The sequence below is a fragment of the Streptomyces sp. NPDC056628 genome, from assembly GCF_042792555.1.
Lineage (GTDB): Bacteria > Actinomycetota > Actinomycetes > Streptomycetales > Streptomycetaceae > Streptomyces.
In genome coordinates this window covers 55,361-80,614 of sequence record NZ_JBHTWG010000030.1, presented here as the reverse complement: position 1 = coordinate 80,614, position 25,254 = coordinate 55,361, and the positions used below count along the sequence as shown (strand labels likewise).

Here is a 25,254-nt window from a genome sequence, read left to right as displayed (position 1 = left end):
CGCATAGCGCTCCCAGTCCGGCCATGTGCCGTTCGAGGAGCTGATTCCCGCTTCCGTGAATCAGCAGCGCCCTCATCACCGACGGTGAGATCACGGTCAGGGCTGCGACCTGCTATCCGCCGTCGCAGGCTGCGAGGAAGACTCCCACAGACGCGGAAGTCCCCGGAGTGGTTGGGGTGCCGGGTCAGCCGCCACAGTCCCCGGTCCGTGATGCGGCCCCGGTTGGTCGGGTCCGCTTTGAAGCGGGCCAGTTGGGTGTCACCGACGGTCTCGAAGAACAGTCCGGAAGCCCAGGAGCGCCGTGCCGACCCAGGCCAGGGCGGACTGCGGCTGTGGCGTGTACCGCGCCGCCTGCACGGGCAGGGACAGCAGCCACACCAGGGCTCCCTGCAGCAGGTGGACCATCCGGAGGGCATACAGGGGTTCCGGCTGCCCGGCGCACGGGCCAGCATCGCCTCGGAGCGTGCATCCTCGTCGTGGCCGTCGGACCGGCGGGCGATGTGGACCGCGAGCCGGAGCCCCCACAGGCAGCCGGTCGATCTTGCGGTGCTGGGCGGCTGGCAGCAGCGACCAGTCGACCGGAAAGCCGCGGAAGAGGCATGCGGAGTAGGTGAGGGTCTCGTCCAGGAGCAGCGCGAACAGGTAGTCGGACAGCTCGTAGTGACGGCTGATGTTGCTGCGTGTCCCGTCCGATGTGTTGCGCTGCGCGCCCGGCGCAGGTGCTCACTGGGCGGCGGGAGCCGCATCTCGTCGTGGCCGTCGACGGAGTGGAACGGTGAGACGTAGAAGTCCCTGCCGACACCTCACAGCCCAGAACAGGTCGGCCAGCCACAGATAGGTGCGGTGCCGCAGGGCGTAGCGCCAAGGCGAGCGCCGCAGATGACTGATCGTGCACGGATACAGGGCCGGAGGCTCCGACCGCTCCGGCCGGCAGACGGACGCAGGGGTCACCACCTGACCCCCGGGGCGAAGGCGGCGGTCGCCCCACTGCGGCAGCCGTCCTCGTTGAACCCCCAACCGTGGTAGGCAGCCGCGAACGCGGTGACCGGTGTGTTCAGTTCCTGCAGGCGGCGCTGGGTCGTGACCGACTCGGGTGTGTCCACCGATGCTCGTAGGTCTTGCGGGCCCGCACCCGGGTGGGATCGAAGCGGTCCTGCCCGCCCAGGGTCACGACATAGGTCTGGGCGGCGTCGAGACGTTGCAGCCGGTTCATGTCATAGCTCAACCGCACCCGGTCCACGCCCGCCCGGTAGTCGGGCATCAGGTAGTTCCACGAGGCACGGGCTCCGCTCGCGTGCGGGAGCAGGGAGGTGTCGGTGGGCAGCGGGGTCGTGTTACGGGTGTGGCGGAAAGCGCCGAGCACTTCTTTCTCGTCCGTGGTCGCGTCCCCAAGCAGTCGAAGTGCCTGACCGGGGTGTACGGCGGCGACGACGTGGTCGTAGGCGCGGGTGGTCCCGTTATCGGCGGTCACCTCTACGCCGTCCGCGTGCCGCAGCACGGACCGCACGGGGGTACGGGCGCGTACCTCGCGCAGGCCGGCGGCGATCTGGTCGACGTACGTTCCCGAGCCACCTGCCACGGTCCGCCACACCGGTGACCCACTCACCGAGAGCAAGCCGTGATGGGCCAGGAACCGGAACAGGGAAGTGGTCGGGTATCTGAGGGCCGCCTGCTGGTCACAGGACCACACGGCGGACAGCACCGGCGTTATGAAGTGCACGGAAGTTCCGCGAGAAGCCCGCATGGTCGACGTTCAGGTAGGTGCGGCGGTTGTGCACGATAGAAACCGGAGTCGACGCGGTGCGTGCGCCCGTCGGACGCGGCCAGCTCACGGGTGTGGGCGTGGCCGCCGAGCCGGCCGTCGGACTCGTAGAGCGTGGTGGGCGCGGGCCGGGATGTGCGCGGCGGTCAGTCCTGACACTCCGCTGCCGATGACTGCTGTACGGCGGGCGCGTGGTGCCCGCCGCTTGTCCGCTCGGCGTCGCACCGGACGGTCGGTACATGGCGTCCCTTCCCTCCCCGGACGGGTGAACGCCACCTCACAGGGCCGGCCTGGCGGCGCCGGAACCGCCCGGCCGGCCGTGAGGATGGGGCATCCGGTCCGCCTGCCGCCTGCCGCCTGCCGCCCTGCCGGCAGTCGGGCGGGCCGGATGCCCCGGCACGAGGAACACGACCCCCCGGATCACTCCCGTCAAGGCGACCGGGCGGGGGGTGCGTCCTCGGCCCGCATATGTCAGCTCTGGGGCATGAGAACGGTGTCGATGATGAACACGTTGGCGTTGGCGGTCTTGACGTTGCCGCAGACGACCTTTGCCGAGTCGTTGACGGTGTAGGACTCGCCGGAGCCGGAGGTCGTGATCTTCGACTTCTCCAGGGTGGTGAAGGAGCCGTTCTCCAGGTCCTTCGGCGTCAGCTTCTGGCCCACCACGTGGTACGTGAGGATCTTCGTCAGCTGGGCCTTGTCGTTCAGGACCTTGTCCAGGGTCGCCTTCGGGATCTTGGCGAAGGCGTCGTTGGTCGGCGCGAACACGGTGATGTCCTGCGCGTTGTTGAGGGTGTCGACCAGACCGGCCTTCTTCACGGCCGCCACCAGGGTGGACAGTGCCGGGTTGTTGGAGGCGGCGGTGGCCACCGGGTCCTGGGCCATGCCGTCGAAGGAGCCGGCACCGTCCTTCGGCACTGCGGCACAGGCCGCACCGAACGGCTGGTCCATACCGCTCGCCGTGCTGCCGGAACCGGCCATGTCGTCGCTGCCCTTGGTGTCCGAGGCCGACGCCTCGGTAGAGGAGCCGGACTTGCCGGAGTCGCTGCCGTCCGAGCAGGCGGTCAGGGCGAGGGGAAGGATGGCGGCAGCGGCGAGCAGGCCGACGGTACGACGGATACGGGTGTTCATGATGTTCTCCTGAGTGAACGGGGCAGCATGATGCGGCCGCGTAAGGGGTTGTCGTGGAAAGGTGGTTCGGAAGAGAGCGCAGGCTCTCGGGTCAGGTGGTCAGTCGACGGTCACGACGACGGAATGCCATCCGCTGGCGCCGTCGGGGATCGTGCGGGTGCGGCGGTCCGTCTGCACGGTGCCCGTGCGGTCGGTGGCCCGAACGGTGAGGGTGTGGCTGCCCCGGGTAGCCTGCCAGGGAAAGGACCACTGCCGCCAGGTGTCCCGGGTGTCCTCGGCGGCCAGATGTGCCTGCTGCCAGGGGCCGTCGTCCACGCGGACCTCGACCTTGTCGATGCCCCGGTGCTGCGCCCAGGCGACCCCGGCGACCATCACCGTCCCGGCGTCGGGCCGGGCGAAGGGCTTGGGGGTGTCGATCCGCGAGGAGGTCTTGATCGGGGCCCTGCGCGCCCAGCCCCGCTTGACCCAGTAGGGGTCATAGGCGTCGAAGGTGGTGAGCTCGATGTCCTCGATCCACTTGCAGGCCGAGACGAACCCGTACAGGCCCGGAACCACCATCCGCACCGGGAAACCGTGGGCGAAGGGCAGCGGTTCGCCATTCATTCCGAGGGCGAGCAGCGCGTCGCGGCCGTCCATGACATCCTCGACCGGGCTGCCGATCGTCATGCCGTCCACCGAGCGCGCCACCAGCTGGTCCGCCGGGCCTCCCCGGGACGGCGGCCTCACCCCGCACTCGGCCAGCAGATCGGCCAGCCGCACGCCGATCCAGCGGGCGTTGCCCACGTAGGGGCCGCCGACCTCGTTGGAGACACAGGTCAACGTGATGTCACGCTCGATCAGCTCCCTGCGCAACAGGTCGTCGAAGGAGTAGGTGACCGCACGGCGTACGCCCTGGCCATGGACACGCAGCCGCCAGGTCGTCGCGTCCACCTTCGGTACCACCAGCGCGGTGTCGACCCGGTAGAAGCTGCTGTTCGGGGTGGTGAAAGGGCTGATCCCCGGCACACGCAGTGCGGCCCTCGCGGGTACCGGCGCGGCCGGTGACCCCGGTCGCGCCAGCACGACCTTCTTTCGTGAGGCGACCGCGTCCTGGCCGCGCGAGGCGTTCAGTGACCGTCCGGCCCCGCCCACCACGGCCGAGGCCGCTGCGGTGGACGCGGCCACGACGACGAATCCCCGCCGGTCCCATCCCGTGGAGGCGGCCAGCCCAGCCCCAACTCCCTCGGGCACTTCCTCGCGCCCGTACATCGACGGGCGCCTCACCACGGTGAGGCGGCCCGTCAGGACGTACAGAAGCACAGCTCCGGCAAGGGCTCCCACGACCGAGGGCAGTACGTCGGCCAGGCCTGTGGAGTCGGGCCGGCCGGCAGCGGCAGCCGCCCCGACCGCACCGAAGAGAAGGACCCCGGCGGCCCCGGCCCGCCGGAACCGCACCGCCAGCACACCCAGCACCAGCGCAAGCACGGTCAACACGGTCAGGATGCCGAGCTGCAGTACCAGCTTGTCGTCGGTGCCGAAGTGACGGATCGCCCAGTCCTTGACCGCGGCGGGCGTCGTGTCGATGGACGCGGCACCCACCGCGATGACCGGACTCGACTGCGGACGGACCGCAGCAGCGACCAGTTCGGCCACCGCCAGTGCCGCGAAACCGGCCAGCGCCCCGCTCAGCGCACCCAGCGCCAGACGCGGCCGACCCGGCCGCACCCGCTGCTCCCTCTCTTCGTCCCTCACACGGGGAATCCGGTTCTGCGCACCGGCGCGGATTGGTCCCGGACCTGATCAGGTGAAAAGAGATTTCGCACCAATCCGCCCTGCATTCGGCAACGGATTACACAGTTGTCGGCCGACAGAGATCACCAGTACCGCTGCTCCCGGCCCACGGACGGTGCTCTGCCCCCCGGGGGCCTGGGCCGGAGCTTGGCCCCGGCCGTTATCACGCGGTTGCTCATGTCGACGTGCATATCGGCGCGTCGGTCGGTGTCGGCGGCGAAGTTGCCGAAGACCGGGTTCAGCAAGCCGATCAACGGACAGTGTTGTTGCTGCCGGTGTTGACCGGGACCGGGACGCCGCATCAGTCGGTCGGCGCCTATGTCCTGCACGCCCTGCCCGAACGAACATGCAGCCTTCGAACGGCAGCTGGACGCCTGCCCCGACTGCTGACGCGAAGTGGCCGAACACGCCGAAGGAGCAGCCCGCCTCGCGCCCACCCCGCCGGGGCCGCTGCCGTACCGGCCGACCTCTTGGCAGTCCGTCCAGGTCGATGGCGCCCGCGACCAGGCGAGCGCACTGCAGAAGGGTGAAACGCGCTGACCAGCGTGCTGACCACACCTCATGCCACCCTGCACACCACGAAACTGACCGACGGCGCCTCCGCCGCTGTCATCGTCATCCCGCACAGCCGACCGGGCTGCCTTCGTGCCCGCTGACCTGCCGGCTCTCTGCGGCGACACGGTTCTCGAACTCTCGTACGCGGCCCCCTCCGGCGACCTCCGACCAACCGGCCTCCTGCCGGGCACCGGAGACCGCTCCGCTCGAGTCCTAAACCGACCCCTCGGACAGACCGTGGCCGTCGGCATCACCGTCGAACCGGCCGGCGGATCCCGCCGGCCCACCACCGAACCCCTCGGCATCATCCCGTCGGCTCCTAGCGCGGCGGTTACCACGGCGCGACACGGTCTGCGAAGAAGCACTGCGAATGGGCCGGTGAAGCGGCGCTGCTGGGCGGTCGCCCGTGCTACAGCGCCCGGCAGGACGACGTGCGGGACATCGCACATACCGCGCAGGACTTGGCCCACCCGTGGCTCCGCGGCAGTCAGAGCCGCATAGGCCGTGAGTCACGGACTCCCGTAGTCACGACCCAGGCAAAGAGATCGATGGCCGCATACGACATCTCGTGGCCGGCACTCGCAGCCCGCCGCTGATGGTCGTGGCCCACCCCGTCCCGCTCCACGACGCCGAGGCGGCGAAGGTAGTCCCTCTCCGGTTGCGGCTGGCGCACCGCAGGAGCACCGTCGTCCGGGGCGTCCGCCCCTTCGGGGGCAACGCCGTGACCTAACCCGAACGCCATCTGCACACCTCGCTGTTTGGTCCGCTGCGAACCCGAAGACGATCTCCGGGTTCGTCCTGCCGCCCCCGCCGCTGGCTGTCGCATGCACCCGGCAATCCGGCCTGTGAAGGGCAGCCGTCACCCTGTACACGTGCACCAGTTCCGGCACCGTCTGTGGGCACGAGCCGGACGGTCTGTGGGAGACGGCTCCCGCAGACCGCTCCAACTGCCGCCGTCCTTGGTGGCTACCTCTGGTTGATCGGTAGGGCCAGGTCGGTGACCTGGAACTTCTTCGGGAAGGAGCCCTTGACCGTTGCCTTTCCGGTCAGCAGGTTCACCCCGTACAGACGATAGGCACCGGCCGTGCCGATGGCGGCGAAGCCGCGGTTCGTGCCGCTGGCCGGGTGGTAGTAGATGTCGAACCCTGCGTCCAGGGCCGCGTCGACACCGAGGTTCCCGGTGGGCGCCAGGGTGCCGGCGTTGGCCGGGGACTGCAGCGAGATCCGGTCGGCCATCGTGTCGAGGTCGAACAGGGTCGTCGCCGTCGCGGTGCTGAGGTCGTTGTTGGTGTACGCGGCGCCGGTCACACCCCGCGCGGTGGTCGGCGGCGTGGTCGGATTGGTGAGCGTCCCGTCGACGGTGGTGGTCAGCGGGGCAGCGGGGTCGTCGATGTTGTGCCGCAGGTTCTGCCCGGTGTCGGAGACGACCCGCAGCCGGTTCGCGGCCGGGTTGAAGTCGACCCCGAACGCGGTGCCCGAAAGCGCCACCGTCAGCTGGGAGACCTTCCACGCCTTCGCGCGGGCGTCCAGGGTGTAGATGCCGCCCCTGTCGCCGACGCCGTACAGCTTCCCGTTCTGCACACGGAAGTCGATCCCCACCAGCCTGCGGTCCCCGGCCAGTCCGGAGATCTTGCCCAGCGCCCGGGCATGGGCGGGCCTGTCGACATCGAACTTGACCAGCCGCTGACTGTGTGTCAGGCCGATCGCGGTCAGCCCGTCACCCCCGGCCGAGGCCGGGACCTCACCGAACGCGAGCGCAGGAGCCGCGCACAAGGCCGCCAGGACGACGGCGGAAGCCGCCATCACGCGTTTACGCATGTTCTCTTCCCTTTCCCGATGCCCCGGACAAGATCGCCCAGGGCTCTGAAGGGAATCCGCCGCCCCGCCACACACGGATGGGAGGCCGCCGCGCCCGCCACCCGTACAGCCCCCACGCATCACCCGCACAGCCTCCGCGCGCCGCCCCAGGAGTCCCGCCCCACAGCGCGGCGACCTTGCTCAGCGACGGCGCGAACCCCACCCGCGCGACCGGGGCGTGTGCGCGTACCGGCGCGACGGATGCCCTCGCGGCTGCCGCGCGGGCATGAGCCGGCGTGTGCTGGGGATACGAAACGACCGGGGCGTGCTGAGGCGCATGCAGGCCACGTGACGCTGACGAGCGGCGACACCGGTACTACCACCTCGAGCATGTCACCCTGACGGGCCGCGGCAGCCGCGGCAGCCGCGGCAGCCGCGGCAGCCTGACTTCGAGCGTGCTCCAATCTCTATAGTGATGATCGCGAACTTCAGCCCACGGGTACGCCCGGCCACCAAGAACGACGGTCGCGAACGGCGGTGGTGAACGCGATGGTGAACGTGACCGTTGACCCGGCCAGGCCGGTTCTCAGGACGGAGGTGATCCGATGAAGGTGCTGGTGACCGGCGGGACGAGCGGACTCGGACTCGCCATGGCCTCCGCCCTGGCCGCGACGGGAGCCTCCGTCGCACTGACCGGGCGCTCCGGCGAACGTGCGGAGTCCATCGCCGCGGGACTGCCGGGGGCGACCGGCGTCGAGATGGACGTGCGCGACGAGTCGTCGGTGGCCAGAGCCGTCGACCAAGTGTGGTCGCAGCTCGGCGGCATCGACATGCTGGTGAACAATGCCGGCATTGGCATGCGCACGGTCAACCCGCGCTTCATGACACAGCCGCAGGGCTTCTGGGAGGTACCGCCCGACGCCTTCCGCGCGGTGATCGACACCAACCTGACCGGCTACTTCCTGGTCGCCCGCGAGATCACGCCACGGATGCTGGCATCCGGTGGTGGCCGCATTGTCAACATCTCGATGAACCACTCGACCATGCGACGCGCCGGTTTCGTTCCCTACGGGCCGTCGCGTGCCGGCAGCGAGGCGCTGTCCCGCATCATGGCGGCCGACCTGCGGGGCACGGGCGTCACCGTCAACGAGCTGCTGCCCGGAGGCGCGACGGTCACCGGCATGCTGCCCCAGGACGTTGTCTCCGAGGGCCACGGGTTCCTGAGTCCCGAAGTGATGGGCCCGCCCATCGTCTGGCTAGGCTCCGACGACGCAGCCGGCGTGCACGACGAGCGCATCGTCGCCGCCGAGTTCGACCAATGGCTGCGCGACCGGGAGAGCCGACAGTGAGGGTGTGAGCGTGCGTGGACTGGATGGAGCTGGCCCTCCACAGCCCTGACAAGGTGCTCATGGCCAGAGCCAACCTGACTCCTCGCGTCGTGTGCTCGCCTCATCGGGGGAACTTCACTGTGCGTTCGGGGTGGGCCTCGGTGATGTACCGCATTAGGGCAGCAGCGCAGCACGCCATAGCTCATCACATCGAAGCATCGTTTCCTGTTGAGTCGTTGTGGCCGGTTGCAGTCGGTCCGGTGGTGCGGGGGTTCGGCGCAACACGCGATTCCGCGGCACATCGCGAGTCGAATCGGCGCGGCGCGGTCAAGTCCGTCCCGTGTCCCACTCAGGCGTTGCCGACGAACTGTTCGCCCAACCACCTTCGGTCGAGCAACTCGACTTCCTCGCCCATGAATTCATTGAAGGCCAGGCGGACCGGTCCTCCGCCCAGCGCGTCGGTCGGGTCCCGGGGCCGGTCTTGCAGCAGGTCAGCGGTCTCCGGGAACATGGATACGGCCGTTGGCGCGGTTCTCGTACTCGCGGTGGACCATGCGCTCGGCTGAGACCGCCGGAACGCCCTGGTCGCCGCCGAGTTCATGCCGCCTTTCACGACACCCCCGTCACCCAGAGGGGGCGGTCGGCCACCGTCAGCCCAGTCGTCGAGATCGAGGGACACTTCCCATGGTTCCCGGGCCATGTAAGCGCGCGCCTGATCCGCTCACCTTCGGCCGATTCCCTTTCGGGGGGGGGCCTGAAATGCGGCCTCGGCTGTCGTGAAGCGCAGCTGCACACGGTACGCGCGGAAGCTCCAGGACATCGCCGATGACTCGCCAGTCAGGGCCAGTCGGCACGGCCCCCCACCGCTCGAACACGGCCGTGGCCACGAAGAACCGCTTCACCGGGCAGGCGGCACAACGGAGGGCTCTCGCAAGGACGTGACTTGCGGGGGCCCTTCGCCGTTTCCCGGAACTTGTGCCCCCCGGCGCGGGCGGCACCTCCCCGCACCCGGGCACTGTCGGGTGAGCCCTTCAGGCGCATGGTTCTTGGGGGAGGAACGTCACCTGAGGGGCGCCCGTGCGCGGATGGATGGCCACTTCCGTCGCCACTCCGTAGACCTCGGCCAGGAGCTCGGGGGTGAGTATTTCGGCGGGAGGTCCGGAGGCGGTGACTTCGCCGTCGTGCAGGACGTAGAGGCGGTCGCAGTAGTAGGCGGCCAGGTTGAGGTCGTGCAGAGCGAGCAGCACGGTCGCGGGCAGGCGCCGCAGGGCACCGAGCACGGACAGTTGATGCCGGATGTCGAGGTGGTTGGTGGGTTCGTCGAGGACGAGGAGAGTGGGCTGCTGGGCGAGGGCACGCGCGATGAGCACACGCTGTCGTTCGCCGCCGGAGAGCCGGTCGAAGGGGCGGTCGGCCAGGTGGACGGCGTCGACCGTCAGGAGCGCTGAGTTGATGAGTTCGGCGTCCTCGGGGGTGTCACCCGCGAGGAGCCGTTTGTGTGGGGTGCGGCCCATGGCGACGACCTCGCGCACGGCGAGGTCGAGGTCGGCTGCCGACTCCTGGACCACCGCCGCGACGGTGCGGGCCAGTTGCCGCACCGGCAGCGACCAGGCGTCGCCTCCGTCGACCCGGACCTCACCCGTGTCGGGGCGCAGCACGCGGTAGACGGTGCGCAGCAGGCTGGACTTGCCGCTGCCGTTGGGCCCCACGAGCCCGATGGTCTCGCCCGGGCGGGCGGTCAGGGACACGTCGCGCACCAGGTGGCGGGCTCCGGCGGTGAGCGTGACGCCGTCGACGCTCAGTTCGGTCGCGGTCATGCCACTCCTCGGTCGGTGCCACGCCGGGCGTCCCGGCGCATGAGCCACAGGAAGAACGGCCCACCGCACAACGCCGTGAGTACGCCGACGGGTATCTCCATCGGCGCGGCGATCGTCCGTGCGGCGATGTCGGCCCAGAGGAGGAAGACCGCTCCGCCGAGTGCCGCCGTCGGCAGGACCCGGCGCTGGTCGCCGCCGACGAACAGGCGCACGATGTGGGGCGTCATCAGGCCGACGAAGCCGATCGGTCCGGCCGCCGCGACCAGCACGCCCGTGACGAGGGAGAGCAGGACGAACAGCCGGGCACGGAATCGGGCCACGTCCAGCCCCATGGTGGTGGCTGCCTCCTCGCCGGCCAGCAGCAGGTTCAAGTTGCGTGCCTGCGCCATGAGGACGCCGACACCGAGCAGCAAGGCCGTGCTCGGCAGCCACAGCGTGCCCCAGTTCACCCCGCCGAGGCCGCCGAGCGTCCAGGCGAGGACCGCGCGGGTCTCGTTGCCCCGGTCGGTGGTGAGCAACAGCAGGTCGAGGACCGCGGTGAGCATCGCCGCGATCGCCACGCCGGACAGCACGAGACGCGATGAGGTGATGCGTCCGCCGGTGCGGGCGGTGGCGTACACGAGCAGGAGTGCGCCCAAGGCCCCAACGAAGGCTGCCACCGACAGGGAGACGGGACCGAAAAAGGTGGCCCCGAACACGATGACGGAGACCGCGCCGAGGGACGCCCCCGAGGACACCCCGAGCAGGTACGGCTCGGCGAGCGGGTTGCGCACCAGGGCCTGAAGGGCGGTGCCGATCACCGCAAGGCCGGCGCCGGTGACCGCACCGAGCAGCACCCGCGGCGCCCTCACGTCGACCACGATGGTCTCCCGGGCCCGCGACCAGTCCGGCTGCTGCCAGTCGGCACCCAGTGCGTGCGTCACGATGCCCCACACCTGGCCGGGTGGCACCTGGACGGAGCCGACCGCAAGTCCCGCAGTGGTGGAGACGACGAGCAGGGCGGTGAGTACGAGCAGCGTGACGGCCAGCCGTGTGCGGCCCTCTCCTGGCTGGGTGGTCTTACGTGGTTGGATCCTCCCCTCGGCGGACGTGCTGGTGGCGGTCCGGGTCACCGGAAGCTCTCGGGGTGCAGTCCGCGGGCCAGGTCGTCGACCGCGTAGGCCGAGCGGATTCCCACCAGGGTGGCGGTCAGCGGCAGAACGACGAACCGCTTGTTCCTGACAGCGGGTACGTTGGCGAGCGCGGGCTGGGACAGCAGGAACCGCTTCTTCTGCTCGACGCTTCCGGCACCCGCGTAGTCGTAGATGGCGATGACCTCCGGTTTGCGCTCGATGACCTGCTCCCAGGAGACATCGCCGAAGACGTCGTCGAGGTCGGCGAAGACGTTCTCGCCGCCGGCCAGGCGGATCAGCTCGGTGCCCAGGCTCTTGCCGCCCGCGGTGAACGCGGCCTTGTCGCCGCTGTCGTAGACGAAGACGGGCACCTCGGGCTCGCCTTCGACCGTGCCTGCGGCCTTGCCGACGCGGCCCTTGAGGTCGGTGACCAGCTTGTCGGCCCGCTCCGAGACACCGAAGATCTTGCCGATGGTGCGGATCTCGTCGTAGGTGTCCTTCATCGTCACCTTCTTCTTGCCGCAGTACTCACGGTTGAGGTAGGTGTCGATGCCCGCGTCGGCGAACGCTGTGCGGGAGCGGCCCTCCTTCTCGGCGAAGGCGCTGCCGTAGCCGCCGTAGACAAGTTCGGGTTCGGCATCCAGGACCTTCTCGAACGACGGTTCCTTCCGCGCCAGTTCGGGAACCGCCTCGTAATCCTTCTTCAGCTCGGGCAGAACCGCGGAGTCGGGGAAGGCCGTGCCGACCATGCGATCCTTCAGGCCGAGGGCGAGCATGAGTTCCGCCGGGTGCTGGTGGATGGTGACCACCCGTGACGGTGGCTTGTCGTACGTCGTCTTCACGCCGCAGTTGTCGATGGTGACTGGAAAACCCTCGGGCACGGCCGAGGTCGCCTTCGCGTCCCCGCCGCTCTCGTCGGCCGCTCCGCAGCTCGTGGTCAGCAGCACTGACGACAGAGCCACGGCAGCAGCCGTGGCACGAAGAAACCCGCGCGTGCGGGCAGGGGTGAACAGCTGGGACACGTGAAGCCTCCTGGAGTCCGCGCTCCTCGGATCGGGCCCGCGACGGACCAGTGTCCTGACTCCCGGATCGACGCTTCCTCCGCCTTCCCGCGCGGTGCGCAGTGGCGTGTCGGAGGGGCGCTCCCCGGTCACAGTGGCGGGACCGTGCCGGATTCGCACCGGCTTCCTGTCTCCCGTCGCGGCGATGACCAGGTGATCTTACGATTCCCCGCGGCGCCGGCAAAAGGGCGCGCGGACCGCGGCCGCGCGCACCATGCCTCGCTCACGCTTCGCGTACGGCCCGGAGAGCGAGTCGTTCAGCGTTCTCGTCGTAAGGGCGCCCGTCGGACCCGCCGAAGACCTGCACGCGGCCGAACCCCGCCTCCTCGGCCATCCGCCGCAGCTTCGCCGCGCTGTCCACCCTGAGAAGCCGTGCCGCTGGTCCAGAACCGCCTGGGCGGTTTCCGGTACGGGCGTCAGCGCCGGTCGCGGCGTCCCCGGGGTGTTCCGCACCGCATCGTGGACGCGGCTCGCGCCCACCGGGCCATCGGGTGGACGACGTGCTCCGGCGCTTCGAAGAGGATGAACCCGCGGCCTTGCAACGGTGCCGCGCGAATTCGCTCCTGCCTCACGCCGTCGGCTCCCTGTGCCCCGGATAGGGCCTATTGACCCCCGTGGCGGAGGGGGGCAGGCCGCTGGTGACGCTGCCCAGGGGGTACCCGACCCTGCGAACGACATGGTTCGGACTCCTGCTCCTGGCACTCAGCGCCGTCGTGTTCGACTGCGGGTGCGCGCTGTTCGCGGCGGCCCGGTCGGACCCCGGAATTGCTCGCGGCGAGGGGCGTGCTCGGCTTGCGCATCGGCGGCTTCTCGGCCGCGATGCGCGGCGTCCTCCTGGCCGTCGCCCTCCCATGGCTGGGGACGGCGGGTTCGGGTCTGCGTGTCGCCGAGGTCGGCATGGGGTCAGCCGCCGTTGGCGGTGTCCGGGGTGGTCCTCGTCTCGCGGGCTCGGTTGGGGGAGTGGGGCTTTGGTGGGCTGGTGGATGACGCGAGGCGGGTTTCGTCTGGCGGAGGTGTCGGTGCTTTCTTGTGTCGATGGTTTGACACAAGTTTTCGGAGCAGGGCATCTTGTATCCATCGTTTGGTACAAGGTGCCTTGGGGGATCTTCACGTGCTCGACACCGTCCCGCTCCAGTCCCGGTTCCTCGACCACGCCGACCATTACGCCCGATGGTCCGGCCTGGCGATCGGTATCGAGATCGCACGGCAGTTGCTCACGATCGAGAGCGGCGACATCACCACGCCTCTTGTGTTGGCCGTCACCGCGTTCGGCCTGTGCGCGGTGGGAGGCGTCCTGATAGGTGACGCCCTGACTCTGCGTCCTCAGGAAGCGGTCCGCACTGCCAGTCTTGCTCCGCGCCTGGTGCGCGACCATGTGCCGCCACGCATGACGCCCCTGCTCGTGCTGGAGGCGTGCTCTCTTCTCGCGCTGCTGGTCATGGGCGCTGTCACAGCCTCCTCGGCCCGTGACCGGACAGGCGGGGCGGGGCGTGTCATGGAGGTTGCCTGTGACGGGGTGCGTGCCTCCGTCGGTCCGTGGCCCGGGCTGTACTACAGCGGCCCGATGTTCGGTGCCCTCGCGGTCGCAACCCCTGCCTGTGTCTGGGCGCTGCGCCGCATCGCCTTCGGGCCGGGCGACCACCGGCAGCGTCGCGACCGCGCCTGGGCCATTGTGGGAGCCTGGGGACTCCTGGTGTCGTGTCAGGTGCTTCTCGTCGTACTGATGCTTCTCGTCGCGCTCATGGACGGGCCCTGCGCGGGCCCGCTGGGTGCGGTCACCATCGTTGTGATCTGCCCTCTGGGTCTGCTGAGTGTGTTCACGTTCGGATGGTCCCTGCTCACTGTGGTGGCGCCACGGGCGGTGGACGACGGTGTGGCGGACGAGGGGAGTGGCGACGATGAGTGAGCGCACCGTCCGTGTCGACACCACCAGCCAGGTACCGCCGTACGAGCAGATCCGTGCCCAGTTGGCCGCGCTCATCCGTACCGGCCGGCTGGTCGAGGGCGAGCGTCTGCCGACCGTTCGGCAACTCGCGGCAGACCTCGGTCTGGCGCCGGGCACCGTGGCCCGTGCCTACCGCGAGCTGGAGGCCGCCAGATTGATCCGGACCCGCCGTGGCGCGGGCACCCGGGTGGCCGAACTCCCGGCCGCGCACGGGCACGATGTCCATCAACTCGACACACTGGCACGGGACTTCACCTCGGCAGCCCGTGCGCTCGGGGCTGGCACCGAGGATATCCTGACCGCCGTCCGCAACGCTCTGGACTCGGGGTCCGAGCCGGCCAAGGCGAAAGACCACAGCGCAACGGAGAGCGTCAAGCCGACGGAGGCGTCGGCGACCATCCCGGGCACGGGCGGGCGTGGCACGTGAAGTCGGCGACCACTGGGCGCTGTTCAGTGCGCAAGGCATGGGCTGCTCCGCCCCTGGCGTGGGCTGGAGCGCTCCCCTCGGCGGACGGTTCACACCCACAAGAGCTTGGTGCGTGCCCTGTCCCCTTCCGGGACTTCGGCGGAGGCGCGGACAACGTCGTCGGCCGCGCCTCCGCTCAGGGGGTCACGTCACATCGTCCGCCCTGGACCGGGCCACCGAGGCCGAACCGGTTCCGCCGGCAGCTCTGGAACTCGGCCGTTCTGCCCGTCCTGCGAGGTTGATCACGATGCAAGGTCATTCCGCAACCCGGCGCTCCGGGTGCCGTCACGACGTCCGGCGGGTCGACACCTCGACCGTACGGCCCCCTCCTGCTGCCCGCTGATCTGGACAGCGACGGAATCGCCAGCCGGCCGACGTACTGCTCAGAAACCTCCTCCCATGCCCTCACCCGACGTCCGATCCCGCGGCTCCCCGCCGGTCGGTCACGATCGGTGTCCGAGGTGGCCCGCTTGACATATTTCGGACCGGTGTGAGGCTGTAGGAGATACGGTTCCGCTCCGCCGTCGCGTCACGACGAGCCCGACAAAGTCGCCCACCGGGTCCAGTCACCCACCAGGTCGCGGCGGCGAAAGTTGAATCTGACCCGTGCTCCGCAGGGGGACAGTTCCGGACGCGAAGTGAGGCGATCGAATGGACCGCGTTCCCGAGGTGGCCGTGATAGGCGCCGGCATCGTCGGCCTCTCCACCGCCTACGCACTGGCCGAACGCGGAACGACAGCGCGGGTGTACGAAAGCGGCGTTCCGGGCCACGGACAGTCCAGCGGCCAGTCCCGTATCTTCCGTCACGCGCACGATGACGCCCGCCTGGTCGAGTTCACCCGGCAGGGTCGCGCCGTCTGGGACGAGTGGGCCGACCGGTTGGGCACCGAACTGATCTCCCAGGACGGAGTGGTCGCCCTGGGCGGTCGCGTACCTGGGAGACTGCGCATTCTGCAGGATGTCGGCGGCATACCGGTCCGGACCGTGGACAGCGCCGAGCTTCACACCCGCATGCCGCTGCTCGCCGACTACAGCGGTCCCGCGATGCTCGATGAGGACGGCGGCGCCATCCGCACCCGTGTCGCGATCGAGAGCCTGGCCGACGCGCTCGGTGACGCCGTGGTCACCGACGAGGTCATCTCGCTGCATCCGACGGGGCACGGCACGGTGGAAGTGCTCAGCGCCGGCGGCCGCGCAGAGTACGCATCGGCGGTGGTGTGCGCGGGCCTGAGCACCGCGCGGCTGGCACGCAACGTGGGGCTTTCGCTGCCCATACAGCCGGCAGCCCACGTCCGCCTCACCTTCCAGGTCAGGGGAGCGCCCCCGGAACGGGTCGCCTGTCTGCAGGACAGCAGCGGCGACTTCGGCGAGGTCGGCGTCTACGCAGCCCCCTACCCCGGCAACAGCCGATATGCGGTGGGCCTCAGCCAAACGGTCGAAGTACGGGAGGACGGCAGCTTCGCGGACCCCAGCGCACTGGTGGCTCTCAACGACCGCGCCCGCGCGTACGTTTCCCGCGCCATGCCCGGTCTCGACCCCGAGCCCGTCGAGTACCTGCACTGCTGGGTGACAAGTCTGCCGTGGAGCGAAGACGGCATGGCGGTCTGGGAAGCCGACGGAATCTTTTTCACCGCCGGGCACAACCTGTTCAAACAGGCACCCCGACTGGGACGGGCATTGGCCAGCGCGGCCATGGCCGAAGAACTCGAGGAGAACCTGCGGCCGGCGGCAGCACTCGGCCAACCCCGCTGACCGTCCCAACAGTCGGCGCATCCCGCACCGGCGACGTGGTAGCTACGAGGGGCGAGGAAGCCGGTGCGCCTCGGCCTCCCCGGAGGCAGGCACTTCGTGTCCCCGTTTGCGAGAACGGTTCCGTGCTTCGGTTCCCGCCGGGGCGACAAAGCTCAGGTGCTTGCGGCGCCGTAGTGCAGGCCGCCGCCTTGTGGAAGCAGGTACCCGATGTCCCGCTTCTTCGGCATCCTTCCCGCCAGCGTCGACGCGTCGGTGCAACCGGAGACCTCGAAGCCGATGACCCCCAGGCTGAAGGAGGCCCTCGTGAAGGTTCCGGCCCCGATGGCAGCCAGCCATTCGTCCATCACGTCAGACCTGAAGAACGGCCGACCGTCCCAGTAGGCGACGCCTGCCTTGTCCAGGGCGCCGAGGGGGACAAAGAAGTCCAGCCAGTCACTGCTTTCGTCACCGCCCCGGATCGCCACACAGCCGCACACGGCCAGCTGGCCTGTCGGCAGCCGGACCTGGCCACTGAGGTGACCGAACTCGGCCAGTGAGTCGACCGTGCACGGCACGGGATCCTGCTCCGCAGGCTCAAGGTCTCTCCGCCCGAAGCATCCGTGAACCTCTGCGGCAGACCACAGAGCACTCAGGACGGCTTGGATCCGGGCATCATCGCTCGACCCAACCTCTATGGCCAGCTCGTAGTAGCCGTCGGACCAGTTGGTCTGGTCCCGGAAGGCGGCAGGACTCGTCATGCCGTGATCATGTGGCAGAGCCACCCTTCAATGCCACCCGCAATGCAAGCGCGCGACCGGACCAATTGAAATGGCCTCTCTTAAAAAGGCGCCGAAAGAGCACGTCGCCGGGCTGGAGAAGATCGACCCGACCCGGCGCACCGATCTGGACCGGCGCACCGATCGGACCGGCGACGGATCCGGATCGAGCATCCCGATCTGGAGGCGATCCTGCACCGGCACGCCACCGGCTCGGGGTCGAGGCGCGCCGTGGGCAGGAGTCGTCGGGATCCGGGAGGACCATCACGCGGTCACCGTCGAAGTCCGGATCACCGGCGGCGTGCGACCGCGCGGAGGTCCGCGACGCCCCGGCCGCGTGGACCGGGCGGGTCAACACCGTCACCGCCCGCACGGACCGGGTGGACGTAGACGCGCGCGTTCCTCAACGGGCCCGACGGCTGTATCGCCTGGGCCTTGCCTACCGGGCAGGGATTCGACGCCACCACGCCGGTGCGTGCGCTGGGCACCTGGTTCGGCCAACCGGCCTGAGCGGCGCATTAACGATCGTCTCAGGTTCGCTCGGTACGAAGTTGGCGTCGGTCAGCGATGTGACACGCATGTAGGAGGCTAGTGAATGGCAGTCAACGCAGCGCCGTCCAGGGAAGCGCCGTCCAAGGAAGCGCCGGCCGGTCGGTTGGCAGGCCGGTGGGTGCCGTGGTTGGTCATTGGCTTGTGGCTGGTGCTGGCGGCGGGCATGGTGCCGCTGAGCGGAAAGTTGAGCTCGGTCACCACCGACAGCGCCGTGGACACCCTGCCGGCCAGTGCCGAGTCCACCAAGGTGGCGGCGTTGGACGACAGTCTCCCCGGCGGTGACAACAACACGTTCGTCTTCGTGTATCACCGCGCCGGCGGCATGACCGACGCCGACCGCGCGACGGTCGAGCGCCACTACAACACCCTTGCCAAGCGGTACCCGCCGGCGGCGACGGCGGCGACCGGCGAGGACGACGAGGGCTCACCGACGAGACCCTCCACCGACGGCAAGGCGATGATGTTCACCCTCGAGGTGAGCACGACCTACGGTGCACCGGAGGCGATCGTCGGCCCGTTGCGTGACGCCGCGAAAGACCGCCCCTCCGGCCTGGAACTCGACGTGACCGGCCCGGGCGCGATCGACGGCGACATGGACGCCGTCTTCGACGGCATCGACGTGCAGGTCCTCCTCACCACCATCGTCGTCGTCACGCTCCTGCTCATCCTCACCTACCGCAGCCCGGTGTTGTGGCTCATCCCGCTCGTGGCCGTGGGCGCGGCCGCACTGACTGCGATGGCGACCGTCTACCTGCTCGTCAAGGGCTTCGGCATCGTTGTCAACGACCAGAACTCGGCGCTGCTGACGATCCTGGTATTCGGCGTCGGCACGGACTACGCGCTGTTGCTCATCGCTCGATATCGGGAAGCACTGCACCACCACGAGAACGTCCGGGTCGCGATGGTCCACGCGCTACGCGGCGCGGCGCCGGCCATCGTCGCGTCCGCGGCCACCGTGATCGCCGGCCTGCTCTGCCTGCTCGTCGCGGACCTGAACAGCACCAGCGGGTTGGGCCCGATCGGCGCGGCGGGCATCCTGTGTGCGCTGGTGGCCATGCTGACGCTGTTCCCGGCGGTGCTCGTGGTGCTCGGCAGGCGGATCTTCTGGCCGGCCATCCCGCGGTTCAGCACGGCCGTGGAGGAGAAGCCGGGGCTGTGGGGACGGCTCGGCACCGCCATCAGCCGCCGCCGGTGGTTGGCGGCGCTCGGCTCGCTCGGAGTCCTCGGCGTGCTAGCCCTCGGGCTGGCGGGCAATACCAGCGCCCTGCGGGAGCAGGACCAGTTCCTGTCCGCGCCGGAGTCGGTCACGGGCTTCACCGTTCTCCGGCAGCACTTCCCGGAGCTCGGCGGCCAGCCGATGACGATCTTCACGCGGCCGGCGCACCGGGAGCGGGTGCTCGACGTCGTCAAGGACACTCGCGGTGTGGCCCTGGCCATCCCGGAGCAGACCAGCGGTGGCTGGGCCAACATCTCCGTGTTCCCGAAGGACGCGCCGGACACCGTCGCGGAGTACGACACGATCAAGCGGGTGCGCACCGCCGTGCATGCGGTGAGCGGGGCGGAGGCGATTGTCGGCGGGCCGAGTGCGGAGAACCTCGACACCGAGGTGACCACCAGCCGCGACGAGAAGCTGGTGATCCCGCTGGTGCTCGCCGTCGTCCTGATCGTCCTCGGGCTGCTGCTGCGCGCGATGCTGGCCCCGCTGGTTCTGATGGCCACCGTGATCGTCTCATTCGCCGCGGCCTTCGGTGGCAGCGTGTTCGTCTTCGACACGATCCTCGGGTTCAAGGGTGTCGACTACTCGGTGCCGCTGCTGGCATTCCTGTTCCTGGTGGCGCTCGGCGTCGACTACAACATCTTCCTGGCCAGCCGCGCCCGGGAGGAGACCGTGCGTCTCGGCACCAGAAAGGGCATGCTCAAAGCCCTCTCCGCCACCGGTGGCGTCATCACCTCGGCAGGGCTGGTCCTGGCGGCCACGTTCGCGGTCCTCGCCACACTTCCGCTGGTGATGCTGATCGAGGTCGGGTTCCTGGTCGCCTTCGGCGTGCTGCTCGACGCCCTGCTGGTGCGGTCGGTCCTGGTGCCCGCCCTCACCCTGCTGATCGGTCGGCGGATCTGGTGGCCGAGCCGGCTGTCCCGTCCAGTGGCGGAGCTGCCGGACGGTCAACAGCCGCGCGCCGACGACGAGGAGCCCGCACTGCAACGGTGAGCGCGGCGGAACGGAGAAGATCCGGGACGGGGCCCCAGGCCCGTCCCGGATCTCCTCATGAGTCCGACGGACGCCGCCCTTTGGTCCTGCGCCGTGCGGCCAGGGCTGGGGGCCGGCGCACCGTGTCCTGCCCGGTGGTGGGCGGCGCGGGGCCATGCCCGAGGGCCGCCGTCCCTTGTCCTGCGCCGCGCCCCGGGGTGGGTCAGCGCATCGCGGTGTGATCCCCGGGGGCGCGGCGCGCGATCGGGGCGGGCGGGGCCGAGGCCGGAAGGTCGACCCGAAGCAGCGCGCCACCGCGTGCGGAGCGGGCGACGGTGGCCCGGCCGCCGTGGGCGTCGACGACCCGCTGCACGATCGACAGCCCCAGACCGGATCCCGGCAACGCCCGAGCGCTGTCGGCACGGTAGAAGCGGTCGAACACCCGCGGTACGTCGGCGGCGTCGATGCCCGGCCCGGCGTCGTCGACCTCGAGCACCGCCGACGCGCCCTGGGCACGGAGCCGGACCTGGACCGGCTGGTCCGCGGGGGACCACTTGCCGGCGTTGTCGATGAGGTTGAGCACCGCCCGTTGGAGTGCAGCGGGACGCCCGCTCACCCACACGGAGGTCACGTCGAGAGCGACCTCGATGTCGGGCAGGCGGGAACGCGCCTGGGTCGCGGCGGCCACCACCACGTCGGCGAGGTCGAGCACCTCGGTGCTCTCGTCACTGACGTCACCGCGCGCCAGGTCGGTCAGCTCGGCGGCAAGGGTGCTCAACTCGGCCACCTGGGCGCCGAGATCGTTGAGCAGCCGGGTCCGGCTCTCCGCCGGCAGTGCGCTGTCCAGGGTGCCGCGCCGATCGAGCCGGATCAGCAGCTCGACGTTGAGGCGCAGGCTGGTGAGCGGGGTCTTGAGCTCGTGGGCGGCGTCCTCGGCGAGCAGCCGCTGGGCCCGCCGGGAGTCCCGGAGCGCGGCGAGCATGTCGTTGATCGACTGGATCAGCCGCCGGATCTCCCCACCGCCCTCGTCCGGGATGTCGGCGTCCAGATCCCGGGTGTGCGCGACACGTACCGCGGCGGCGGTCAGCCGGTCGATCGGTGCCAGCCCGGTCCGCGCCACGGCCCGCCCGACAAGGGCGCCGCTGACCACGCAGAGCAGCCCGATCAGCAGCATGCCGAACCCGAACTGGTTGATCGGGCTGTCGTCGGCGACGCGGGCCACCTGGACCGCGCCGTCGCCCGCCCGCAGCGTGTAGACGAGGTAGCCGTCGTCGTCGCTGTCGCCCGACTCCATCAGGTCGGCCGACGCGCCCCGCGCCACGCGCCCTGCCTCCTCGCTGACCGGGGGCAGCGCGGGTTGGCCGGACGGCGTCCGGATCGAGCCGTCGGAAAGGATGACCCGCACCAGCCGGCCGGATCCGGGATACGGCGGTAGCTGGACCTGCGCCAGACCGGCGCGCTCAGCGTTCGTCGCCAGGACGCGGGAGTCGGCGCGTAGTTGATCCTCCGCGTTGTCCCGCAGCTCCCAGGCCAGTAGCTCGCTGGCCACCTGGAAGGCCACGAACACGCTGACCGCGATGGCCGTCGCCCCGATCACCGTCAGCCTGGTCCGCAGGGACCGTCGGCGCCACCAACGGGTCAGCCGTCGCGAGCCCCGGCCGGCGTGCCCGCTCACGGAGGAGTCTCCCGCAACGTGTACCCCAAGCCCCGCAGCGTGTAGATCAATCGCGGCTCACCCTCGGCCTCCATCTTGCGGCGCAGGTAACTCACGTACACCTGGAGGTTGTTGGCGGTGGCGCTCATGTCGAAGCCCCAGATCGCCTCGAACAGCGCGTCGCGGGTCAACACCCGGGTCGCGTTGCTCACGAGGACCTGCAGCAGCGAGAATTCGGTCCGGGTCAGGCGGAGCGGCCGTCCGCCCCGCCACGCCTCGAACCGGTCGGGATCGACCCGGACGTCGGCGAACGTCAGGATCTGCGACTCGTCGTCGCCCGTCACGCGGCGGCGCAGCAGGGCCCGGACCCGGGCCAGCAACTCCTCGGTGGCGAACGGTTTGGGCAGATAGTCGTCGGCGCCCGCGTCCAGCCCCGCGACGCGGTCGCTGACCTGGTCCCGGGCGGTCAGCATCAGCACCGGCAGATCCCGGCCCGCCGCCCGCAACCGCCGGCAGGTCTCCAACCCGCCGAGGCGGGGCATCATCACGTCGAGGATCAGCAGATCCGGCGCGTCGCCACCGACCCCGTCGAGCACGGCGAAACCGTTGGCGACAGTGCTGGTGTCGTAACCCTCGACTTGGAGCACCCGCTCCAGCGAGTCACGGATGGCCGCCTCGTCATCCGCGATCATGATCCGCACGTCGGCCCGCCCCCTGCAGTCGATGCTTTTTGCCGCTCATTGTCCCCGATCAACCTGAGGCCAGGATTAGAGCGTCGCCGTTGTGGTGCCCGCGGGCCGTGCTCTTACGGATGCCGATGACCGTGTCCTACGTGGTGAGGCGTCGTGGATCTCGGTAGGGGGCGGGGCACGTGGAGTTGGATTGTCCCGGACGGCCTGTGGGAGATCGCGAAATCGCTGATCCCGTCCTCGACCCCCACCTGCGCGGTGCGCGCGGGCACATCTCCACCGACGGCATACGGGCTCTGGGCGAGCCGCGGCCGCACCTGCTGGGGTACGGCGACGGGACCCGCCCGGCCTCGGCCACCCTCATCGGCGTCGGCCGCCAGCCCGCGACGCGGCACGAGAGATCGCACAGCAAGACCGCGCTCAGTCGGTGTCCGTCGCGGCCAGCATCGCCAGCCGGCGGCGTGCTGGCGTCGTGCAGCAGGACCGCTCCGGCGCCAGTGCGTTCCGCAAGGGGGGATCGCCAGGCCGTGGCTACCTTCGAACGCTCGGGTTAGAAACGAGGCAGAGCTCTCAGAAGGGGGAGTGTCGTGATCGATCGCACAGGGCTGGCAGGCTTTCTCCGCAACCGTCGCGAGGCGCTACAGCCGGAGGACGTCGGCATGCCTCGGGGACGGCGCCGCAGAACCAGCGGGCTACGGCGGGAGGAGGTCGCGACGCTGTGCAACATGTCGACCGACTACTACGCACGTCTGGAGCGCGAGCGTGGTCCGCAGCCGTCACCGCAGATGCTCGCCTCGATCGCCCAGGGACTCCACCTGTCCATAGACGAGCGTGACCATCTGTTCCGGCTGGCCGGGCACAACCCGCCACCCCGTGACAGCTCCAGTGAGCACATCAGCCCCGGGCTGCTGCGTGTTCTCGACCGGCTGCAGGACACGCCTGCGGAGATCGTCACCGAGCTCGGTGAGACCTTGCGGCAGACACCGATGGGCGTCGCCCTCACCGGCGACACGACGCGGTACGCCGGTCCTGCTCGCAGCATGGGCTACCGGTGGTTCACCGACCCGAGCGCCCGAGACCTGTACGCCCCGGAGCAGCACGCGTTCATGACCCGGATGTACGCCGCGGGCCTGCGCGGGATCGTCACCCTCCGGGGTCCGGACTCCCGAGCCGCATATCTGGCGGATCTGCTCCTGGACTCCAGCGAGGAGTTCCGGCGGGTGTGGGACGACCACGAGATCGGGATCCGCCCGCGCGAGGTCAAGCACTTCGTTCACCCCGAGGTCGGTGCTCTGGAGCTGAACTGCCAGCGGCTGATCGACCCGGACCAGGCCCACTCCCTGATGGTCTACACCGCCGTCCCCGGCACGGAGAGCTACGAGAAGCTGCAGGTCCTGTCCGTGATCGGCACACAGACGCTGCACTGAACCGACGACCGAACACCTGCTCGGCCGGATGCCGCCATGACGACGGGTGAGGTCGGCGTCGACTTCCGCGCTCACGTTAGAGCTTCGAGTAGTAGTAGTAGGACTCCGTTATGTTGCTCTGGCTCTTGGGTTTGGGCTGGTGGTGGCTGTTCTGGGGAGGGGGCGGTGGCAGGTGGTGCAGGTGCCGCTCCAGCAGTTCAGCAGGTCTTGGATGGCGTCGAGGGTCTGGTAGAGGGTGAGTCCGCTGTATCGGCTTTTGGGGCCAGGCGCTGTTCGGTGAGGAACGCGCGGGCGGCGGTGACCAGGGTGACGTGGTGGTGCCAGCCGTTCCAGGAGCGGCCTTCGAAGTGGTCCAGGCCGGGGCCGTGTTTGAGTCCCCGGTAGTCGTGCTCGATGCGCCAGCGGATCTTGGCCAGGCGGACCAGCTCGGCCGGCGGGGTGTCCTGGGGCGGGTTGGACAGCCAGTACTCGGTGGGTGCTTCGGCTCCGGCGGGCCATTCGATCAGCAGCGTGACCTCGGGCAGGGCACCGTCCCAGGGGCCCTCTTGCGCGGTTGCGGCGGCCTGGGCCAGGCGCCGGGCCCGGACCCCGTCCGGCCGCACCCGCAGTGCCACAAAGCGTGAGCGCATCGGCCCGCGGGAGCCTTCCCGCCAGGTGACCTCGGTGAAGGCCTGCCGCCCGTGGCCGGCCGCGACCGCGGCCAACGGGAGGGGCTTGTGGCGGTAGCGGGGCTGCGGCTTGCGGCCGTTGCCGGACCAGGGCGGGGCAACGGGCAGCGCATTATCCGGGTGGCCGGTCACATTCGAGCGGATCGTCACCACGTAGCCGATGTCCCGGTCGGCCGGCCCGGCCCGGAAGTCGGCGTTCTGCCCGTAGCCGGCGTCGGCCACCAGCACCGGCGGCACCAGGCCCCATGTGGCCGACTCGTCTGGGGTGACCAGGGCCAGACGCCACTTCTCCCGGTGCCCGGTCTCCTCAGGGATCCCGGTCTTCTGCCGCCGTTCGGCATCCTGTGCCCACTCCTGGGGCACGAACAGGCGCCACTGCAGCGGACAGGACGCGGTGTCGGAGACCGCGTGCACGCCCGCCGCGACCTGACAGTTGGCCTGCTTGCCCAACGCGCCGCTGTACTGGTGCGCGACCGCCACCGACATCCGGTCGTCCTTGGGGAAGGACACGTCATCGACCGACCAGGCGTCCGGGCCGATCAGCGGGACCATGCGCTCCGTGATCCGCCGCCGCACCGGCACCGGCACCGGATCTCAGGTCGACCGGTTCACGAACTGCTGCAGGTTCTGCTCGTTGCCGTCCGGCAGCCGCTCCGCCAACGGCTGGATCGACCTGCGCCGCCCGTCCAGCATCAGCCCCCGCAGATAGCAGCCGCCCTTGGCCCGCTGGTCCTTGCGCGGCACCGACGCGAACACATCAGCGCCGAATAACGCCAACGTCGCCCGAGCACGGTTCACTTCATGGGCATCCACACACCCAACATG

Annotated in this window: 17 protein-coding genes, 5 pseudogenes and 1 riboswitch; of the genes and pseudogenes, 8 read left to right on the top strand and 14 right to left on the bottom strand. The window is 69.9% G+C overall.

Annotated elements, in window-relative coordinates; genetic code table 11:
• Window positions 1-215: 215 nt before the first annotated feature.
• From ACFRAC_RS28415 to ACFRAC_RS28395, 5 genes and pseudogenes are all read right to left on the bottom strand, one after another.
• Window positions 216-500, bottom strand: a pseudogene (locus tag ACFRAC_RS28415) (hypothetical protein); the annotation flags it as partial.
• A gap of 28 nt (window positions 501-528) precedes the next feature.
• Window positions 529-714 (bottom strand): annotated as a pseudogene (locus ACFRAC_RS28410) (class I SAM-dependent methyltransferase); the annotation flags it as partial.
• A 233-nt stretch (window positions 715-947) separates the two neighbouring features.
• Window positions 948-1,987 (bottom strand): annotated as a pseudogene (locus ACFRAC_RS28405) (NAD(P)/FAD-dependent oxidoreductase).
• A gap of 246 nt (window positions 1,988-2,233) precedes the next feature.
• Window positions 2,234-2,893 (bottom strand): fasciclin domain-containing protein, encoded by a 660-nt coding sequence (locus ACFRAC_RS28400; protein WP_382933036.1) that lies wholly within the window; start codon window positions 2,891-2,893, stop codon window positions 2,234-2,236.
• Between the two features lie 99 nt (window positions 2,894-2,992).
• A complete protein-coding gene (locus tag ACFRAC_RS28395) occupies window positions 2,993-4,624 on the bottom strand; it encodes a molybdopterin-dependent oxidoreductase (RefSeq protein WP_382933032.1) in 1,632 nt (543 codons plus the stop codon).
• A gap of 684 nt (window positions 4,625-5,308) precedes the next feature.
• Between ACFRAC_RS28395 and ACFRAC_RS28390 the strand changes: the two genes are divergently transcribed.
• The gene (locus tag ACFRAC_RS28390) at window positions 5,309-5,719 is read left to right on the top strand and encodes an anti-sigma factor (protein ID WP_382933029.1); all 411 of its coding nucleotides are present in this window, start codon (window positions 5,309-5,311) and stop codon (window positions 5,717-5,719) included.
• 465 nt (window positions 5,720-6,184) lie between these two features.
• Here ACFRAC_RS28390 and ACFRAC_RS28385 read toward each other — a convergent pair whose 3' ends face one another.
• On the bottom strand, window positions 6,185-7,036 hold the full coding sequence (locus ACFRAC_RS28385) for a DUF4394 domain-containing protein (protein WP_382933023.1): 852 nt from the start codon (window positions 7,034-7,036) through the stop codon (window positions 6,185-6,187).
• 584 nt (window positions 7,037-7,620) lie between these two features.
• On the opposite strand from ACFRAC_RS28385, the gene ACFRAC_RS28380 reads away from it, so the two are divergent.
• Entirely contained in the window at window positions 7,621-8,364 is a 744-nt protein-coding gene (locus ACFRAC_RS28380; RefSeq protein ID WP_382933015.1) for an SDR family NAD(P)-dependent oxidoreductase, read from the top strand.
• 328 nt (window positions 8,365-8,692) lie between these two features.
• On the opposite strand, the gene ACFRAC_RS28375 is transcribed toward ACFRAC_RS28380, so the two are convergent.
• The 4 genes from ACFRAC_RS28375 to ACFRAC_RS28360 all read right to left on the bottom strand — a co-directional run bounded on the left by ACFRAC_RS28375 (window position 8,693) and on the right by ACFRAC_RS28360 (window position 12,294).
• On the bottom strand, window positions 8,693-8,854 hold the full coding sequence (locus ACFRAC_RS28375) for a hypothetical protein (protein WP_382933004.1): 162 nt from the start codon (window positions 8,852-8,854) through the stop codon (window positions 8,693-8,695).
• A gap of 520 nt (window positions 8,855-9,374) precedes the next feature.
• Window positions 9,375-10,160: an ABC transporter ATP-binding protein gene (locus ACFRAC_RS28370; protein ID WP_382932997.1), complete on the bottom strand. Its 786-nt coding sequence runs from the start codon at window positions 10,158-10,160 to the stop codon at window positions 9,375-9,377.
• A complete protein-coding gene (locus tag ACFRAC_RS28365; protein ID WP_382932989.1) occupies window positions 10,157-11,272 on the bottom strand; it encodes a FecCD family ABC transporter permease in 1,116 nt (371 codons plus the stop codon). The genes ACFRAC_RS28370 and ACFRAC_RS28365 overlap by 4 nt, the downstream gene beginning before the upstream one ends.
• Window positions 11,269-12,294: an ABC transporter substrate-binding protein gene (locus ACFRAC_RS28360; protein ID WP_382932977.1), complete on the bottom strand. Its 1,026-nt coding sequence runs from the start codon at window positions 12,292-12,294 to the stop codon at window positions 11,269-11,271. Before ACFRAC_RS28360 ends, ACFRAC_RS28365 begins: the two co-directional genes overlap by 4 nt.
• 48 nt (window positions 12,295-12,342) lie before the next feature.
• Window positions 12,343-12,464: riboswitch (cobalamin riboswitch) on the bottom strand.
• 980 nt (window positions 12,465-13,444) lie between these two features.
• On the opposite strand from ACFRAC_RS28360, the gene ACFRAC_RS28355 reads away from it, so the two are divergent.
• From ACFRAC_RS28355 to ACFRAC_RS28345, 3 genes are all read left to right on the top strand, one after another.
• The gene (locus ACFRAC_RS28355; protein WP_382932971.1) at window positions 13,445-14,239 is read left to right on the top strand and encodes a hypothetical protein; all 795 of its coding nucleotides are present in this window, start codon (window positions 13,445-13,447) and stop codon (window positions 14,237-14,239) included.
• Window positions 14,232-14,705 carry a GntR family transcriptional regulator gene (locus tag ACFRAC_RS28350; protein ID WP_382932963.1) on the top strand — a complete coding sequence of 158 codons (474 nt, stop codon included), beginning with the start codon at window positions 14,232-14,234 and terminating at the stop codon, window positions 14,703-14,705. Before ACFRAC_RS28355 ends, ACFRAC_RS28350 begins: the two co-directional genes overlap by 8 nt.
• 690 nt (window positions 14,706-15,395) lie before the next feature.
• Window positions 15,396-16,496 (top strand): NAD(P)/FAD-dependent oxidoreductase, encoded by a 1,101-nt coding sequence (locus ACFRAC_RS28345; protein WP_382932956.1) that lies wholly within the window; start codon window positions 15,396-15,398, stop codon window positions 16,494-16,496.
• Between the two features lie 152 nt (window positions 16,497-16,648).
• On the opposite strand, the gene ACFRAC_RS28340 is transcribed toward ACFRAC_RS28345, so the two are convergent.
• On the bottom strand, window positions 16,649-17,233 hold the full coding sequence (locus ACFRAC_RS28340; protein WP_382932946.1) for a hypothetical protein: 585 nt from the start codon (window positions 17,231-17,233) through the stop codon (window positions 16,649-16,651).
• Window positions 17,234-17,966: 733 nt separating this feature from the next.
• On the opposite strand from ACFRAC_RS28340, the gene ACFRAC_RS28335 reads away from it, so the two are divergent.
• Complete coding sequence (locus ACFRAC_RS28335; protein ID WP_382933134.1) at window positions 17,967-20,012, top strand: MMPL family transporter; 2,046 nt, start codon at window positions 17,967-17,969, stop codon at window positions 20,010-20,012.
• Between the two features lie 202 nt (window positions 20,013-20,214).
• Here ACFRAC_RS28335 and ACFRAC_RS28330 read toward each other — a convergent pair whose 3' ends face one another.
• Both ACFRAC_RS28330 and ACFRAC_RS28325 read right to left on the bottom strand, forming a co-directional pair.
• Window positions 20,215-21,666: an ATP-binding protein gene (locus ACFRAC_RS28330; RefSeq protein ID WP_382932939.1), complete on the bottom strand. Its 1,452-nt coding sequence runs from the start codon at window positions 21,664-21,666 to the stop codon at window positions 20,215-20,217.
• Window positions 21,663-22,346 (bottom strand): response regulator transcription factor, encoded by a 684-nt coding sequence (locus ACFRAC_RS28325; RefSeq protein WP_361352593.1) that lies wholly within the window; start codon window positions 22,344-22,346, stop codon window positions 21,663-21,665. The genes ACFRAC_RS28330 and ACFRAC_RS28325 overlap by 4 nt, the downstream gene beginning before the upstream one ends.
• Window positions 22,347-22,582: 236 nt before the next feature.
• On the opposite strand from ACFRAC_RS28325, the pseudogene ACFRAC_RS28320 reads away from it, so the two are divergent.
• Window positions 22,583-22,740 (top strand): annotated as a pseudogene (locus ACFRAC_RS28320) (pyridine nucleotide-disulfide oxidoreductase); the annotation flags it as partial.
• 181 nt (window positions 22,741-22,921) lie between these two features.
• A complete protein-coding gene (locus ACFRAC_RS28315; protein WP_382932930.1) occupies window positions 22,922-23,761 on the top strand; it encodes a helix-turn-helix transcriptional regulator in 840 nt (279 codons plus the stop codon).
• A 197-nt stretch (window positions 23,762-23,958) separates the two neighbouring features.
• On the opposite strand, the pseudogene ACFRAC_RS28310 reads toward ACFRAC_RS28315, so the two are convergent.
• Window positions 23,959-25,242, bottom strand: a pseudogene (locus tag ACFRAC_RS28310) (IS701 family transposase).
• Window positions 25,243-25,254: the final 12 nt, after the last annotated feature.

Coding starts and splice junctions, on each gene's coding strand:
- ACFRAC_RS28400 (WP_382933036.1), bottom strand. CDS start 2,893: ATGAACACCCGTATCCGTCGTACCGTCGGCCTGCTCGCCGCTGCCGCC.
- ACFRAC_RS28385 (WP_382933023.1), bottom strand. CDS start 7,036: ATGCGTAAACGCGTGATGGCGGCTTCCGCCGTCGTCCTGGCGGCCTTG.
- ACFRAC_RS28380 (WP_382933015.1), top strand. CDS start 7,621: ATGAAGGTGCTGGTGACCGGCGGGACGAGCGGACTCGGACTCGCCATG.
- ACFRAC_RS28375 (WP_382933004.1), bottom strand. CDS start 8,854: ATGTTCCCGGAGACCGCTGACCTGCTGCAAGACCGGCCCCGGGACCCG.
- ACFRAC_RS28370 (WP_382932997.1), bottom strand. CDS start 10,160: ATGACCGCGACCGAACTGAGCGTCGACGGCGTCACGCTCACCGCCGGA.
- ACFRAC_RS28350 (WP_382932963.1), top strand. CDS start 14,232: ATGAGTGAGCGCACCGTCCGTGTCGACACCACCAGCCAGGTACCGCCG.
- ACFRAC_RS28345 (WP_382932956.1), top strand. CDS start 15,396: ATGGACCGCGTTCCCGAGGTGGCCGTGATAGGCGCCGGCATCGTCGGC.
- ACFRAC_RS28340 (WP_382932946.1), bottom strand. CDS start 17,233: ATGACGAGTCCTGCCGCCTTCCGGGACCAGACCAACTGGTCCGACGGC.
- ACFRAC_RS28335 (WP_382933134.1), top strand. CDS start 17,967: ATGGTGCCGCTGAGCGGAAAGTTGAGCTCGGTCACCACCGACAGCGCC.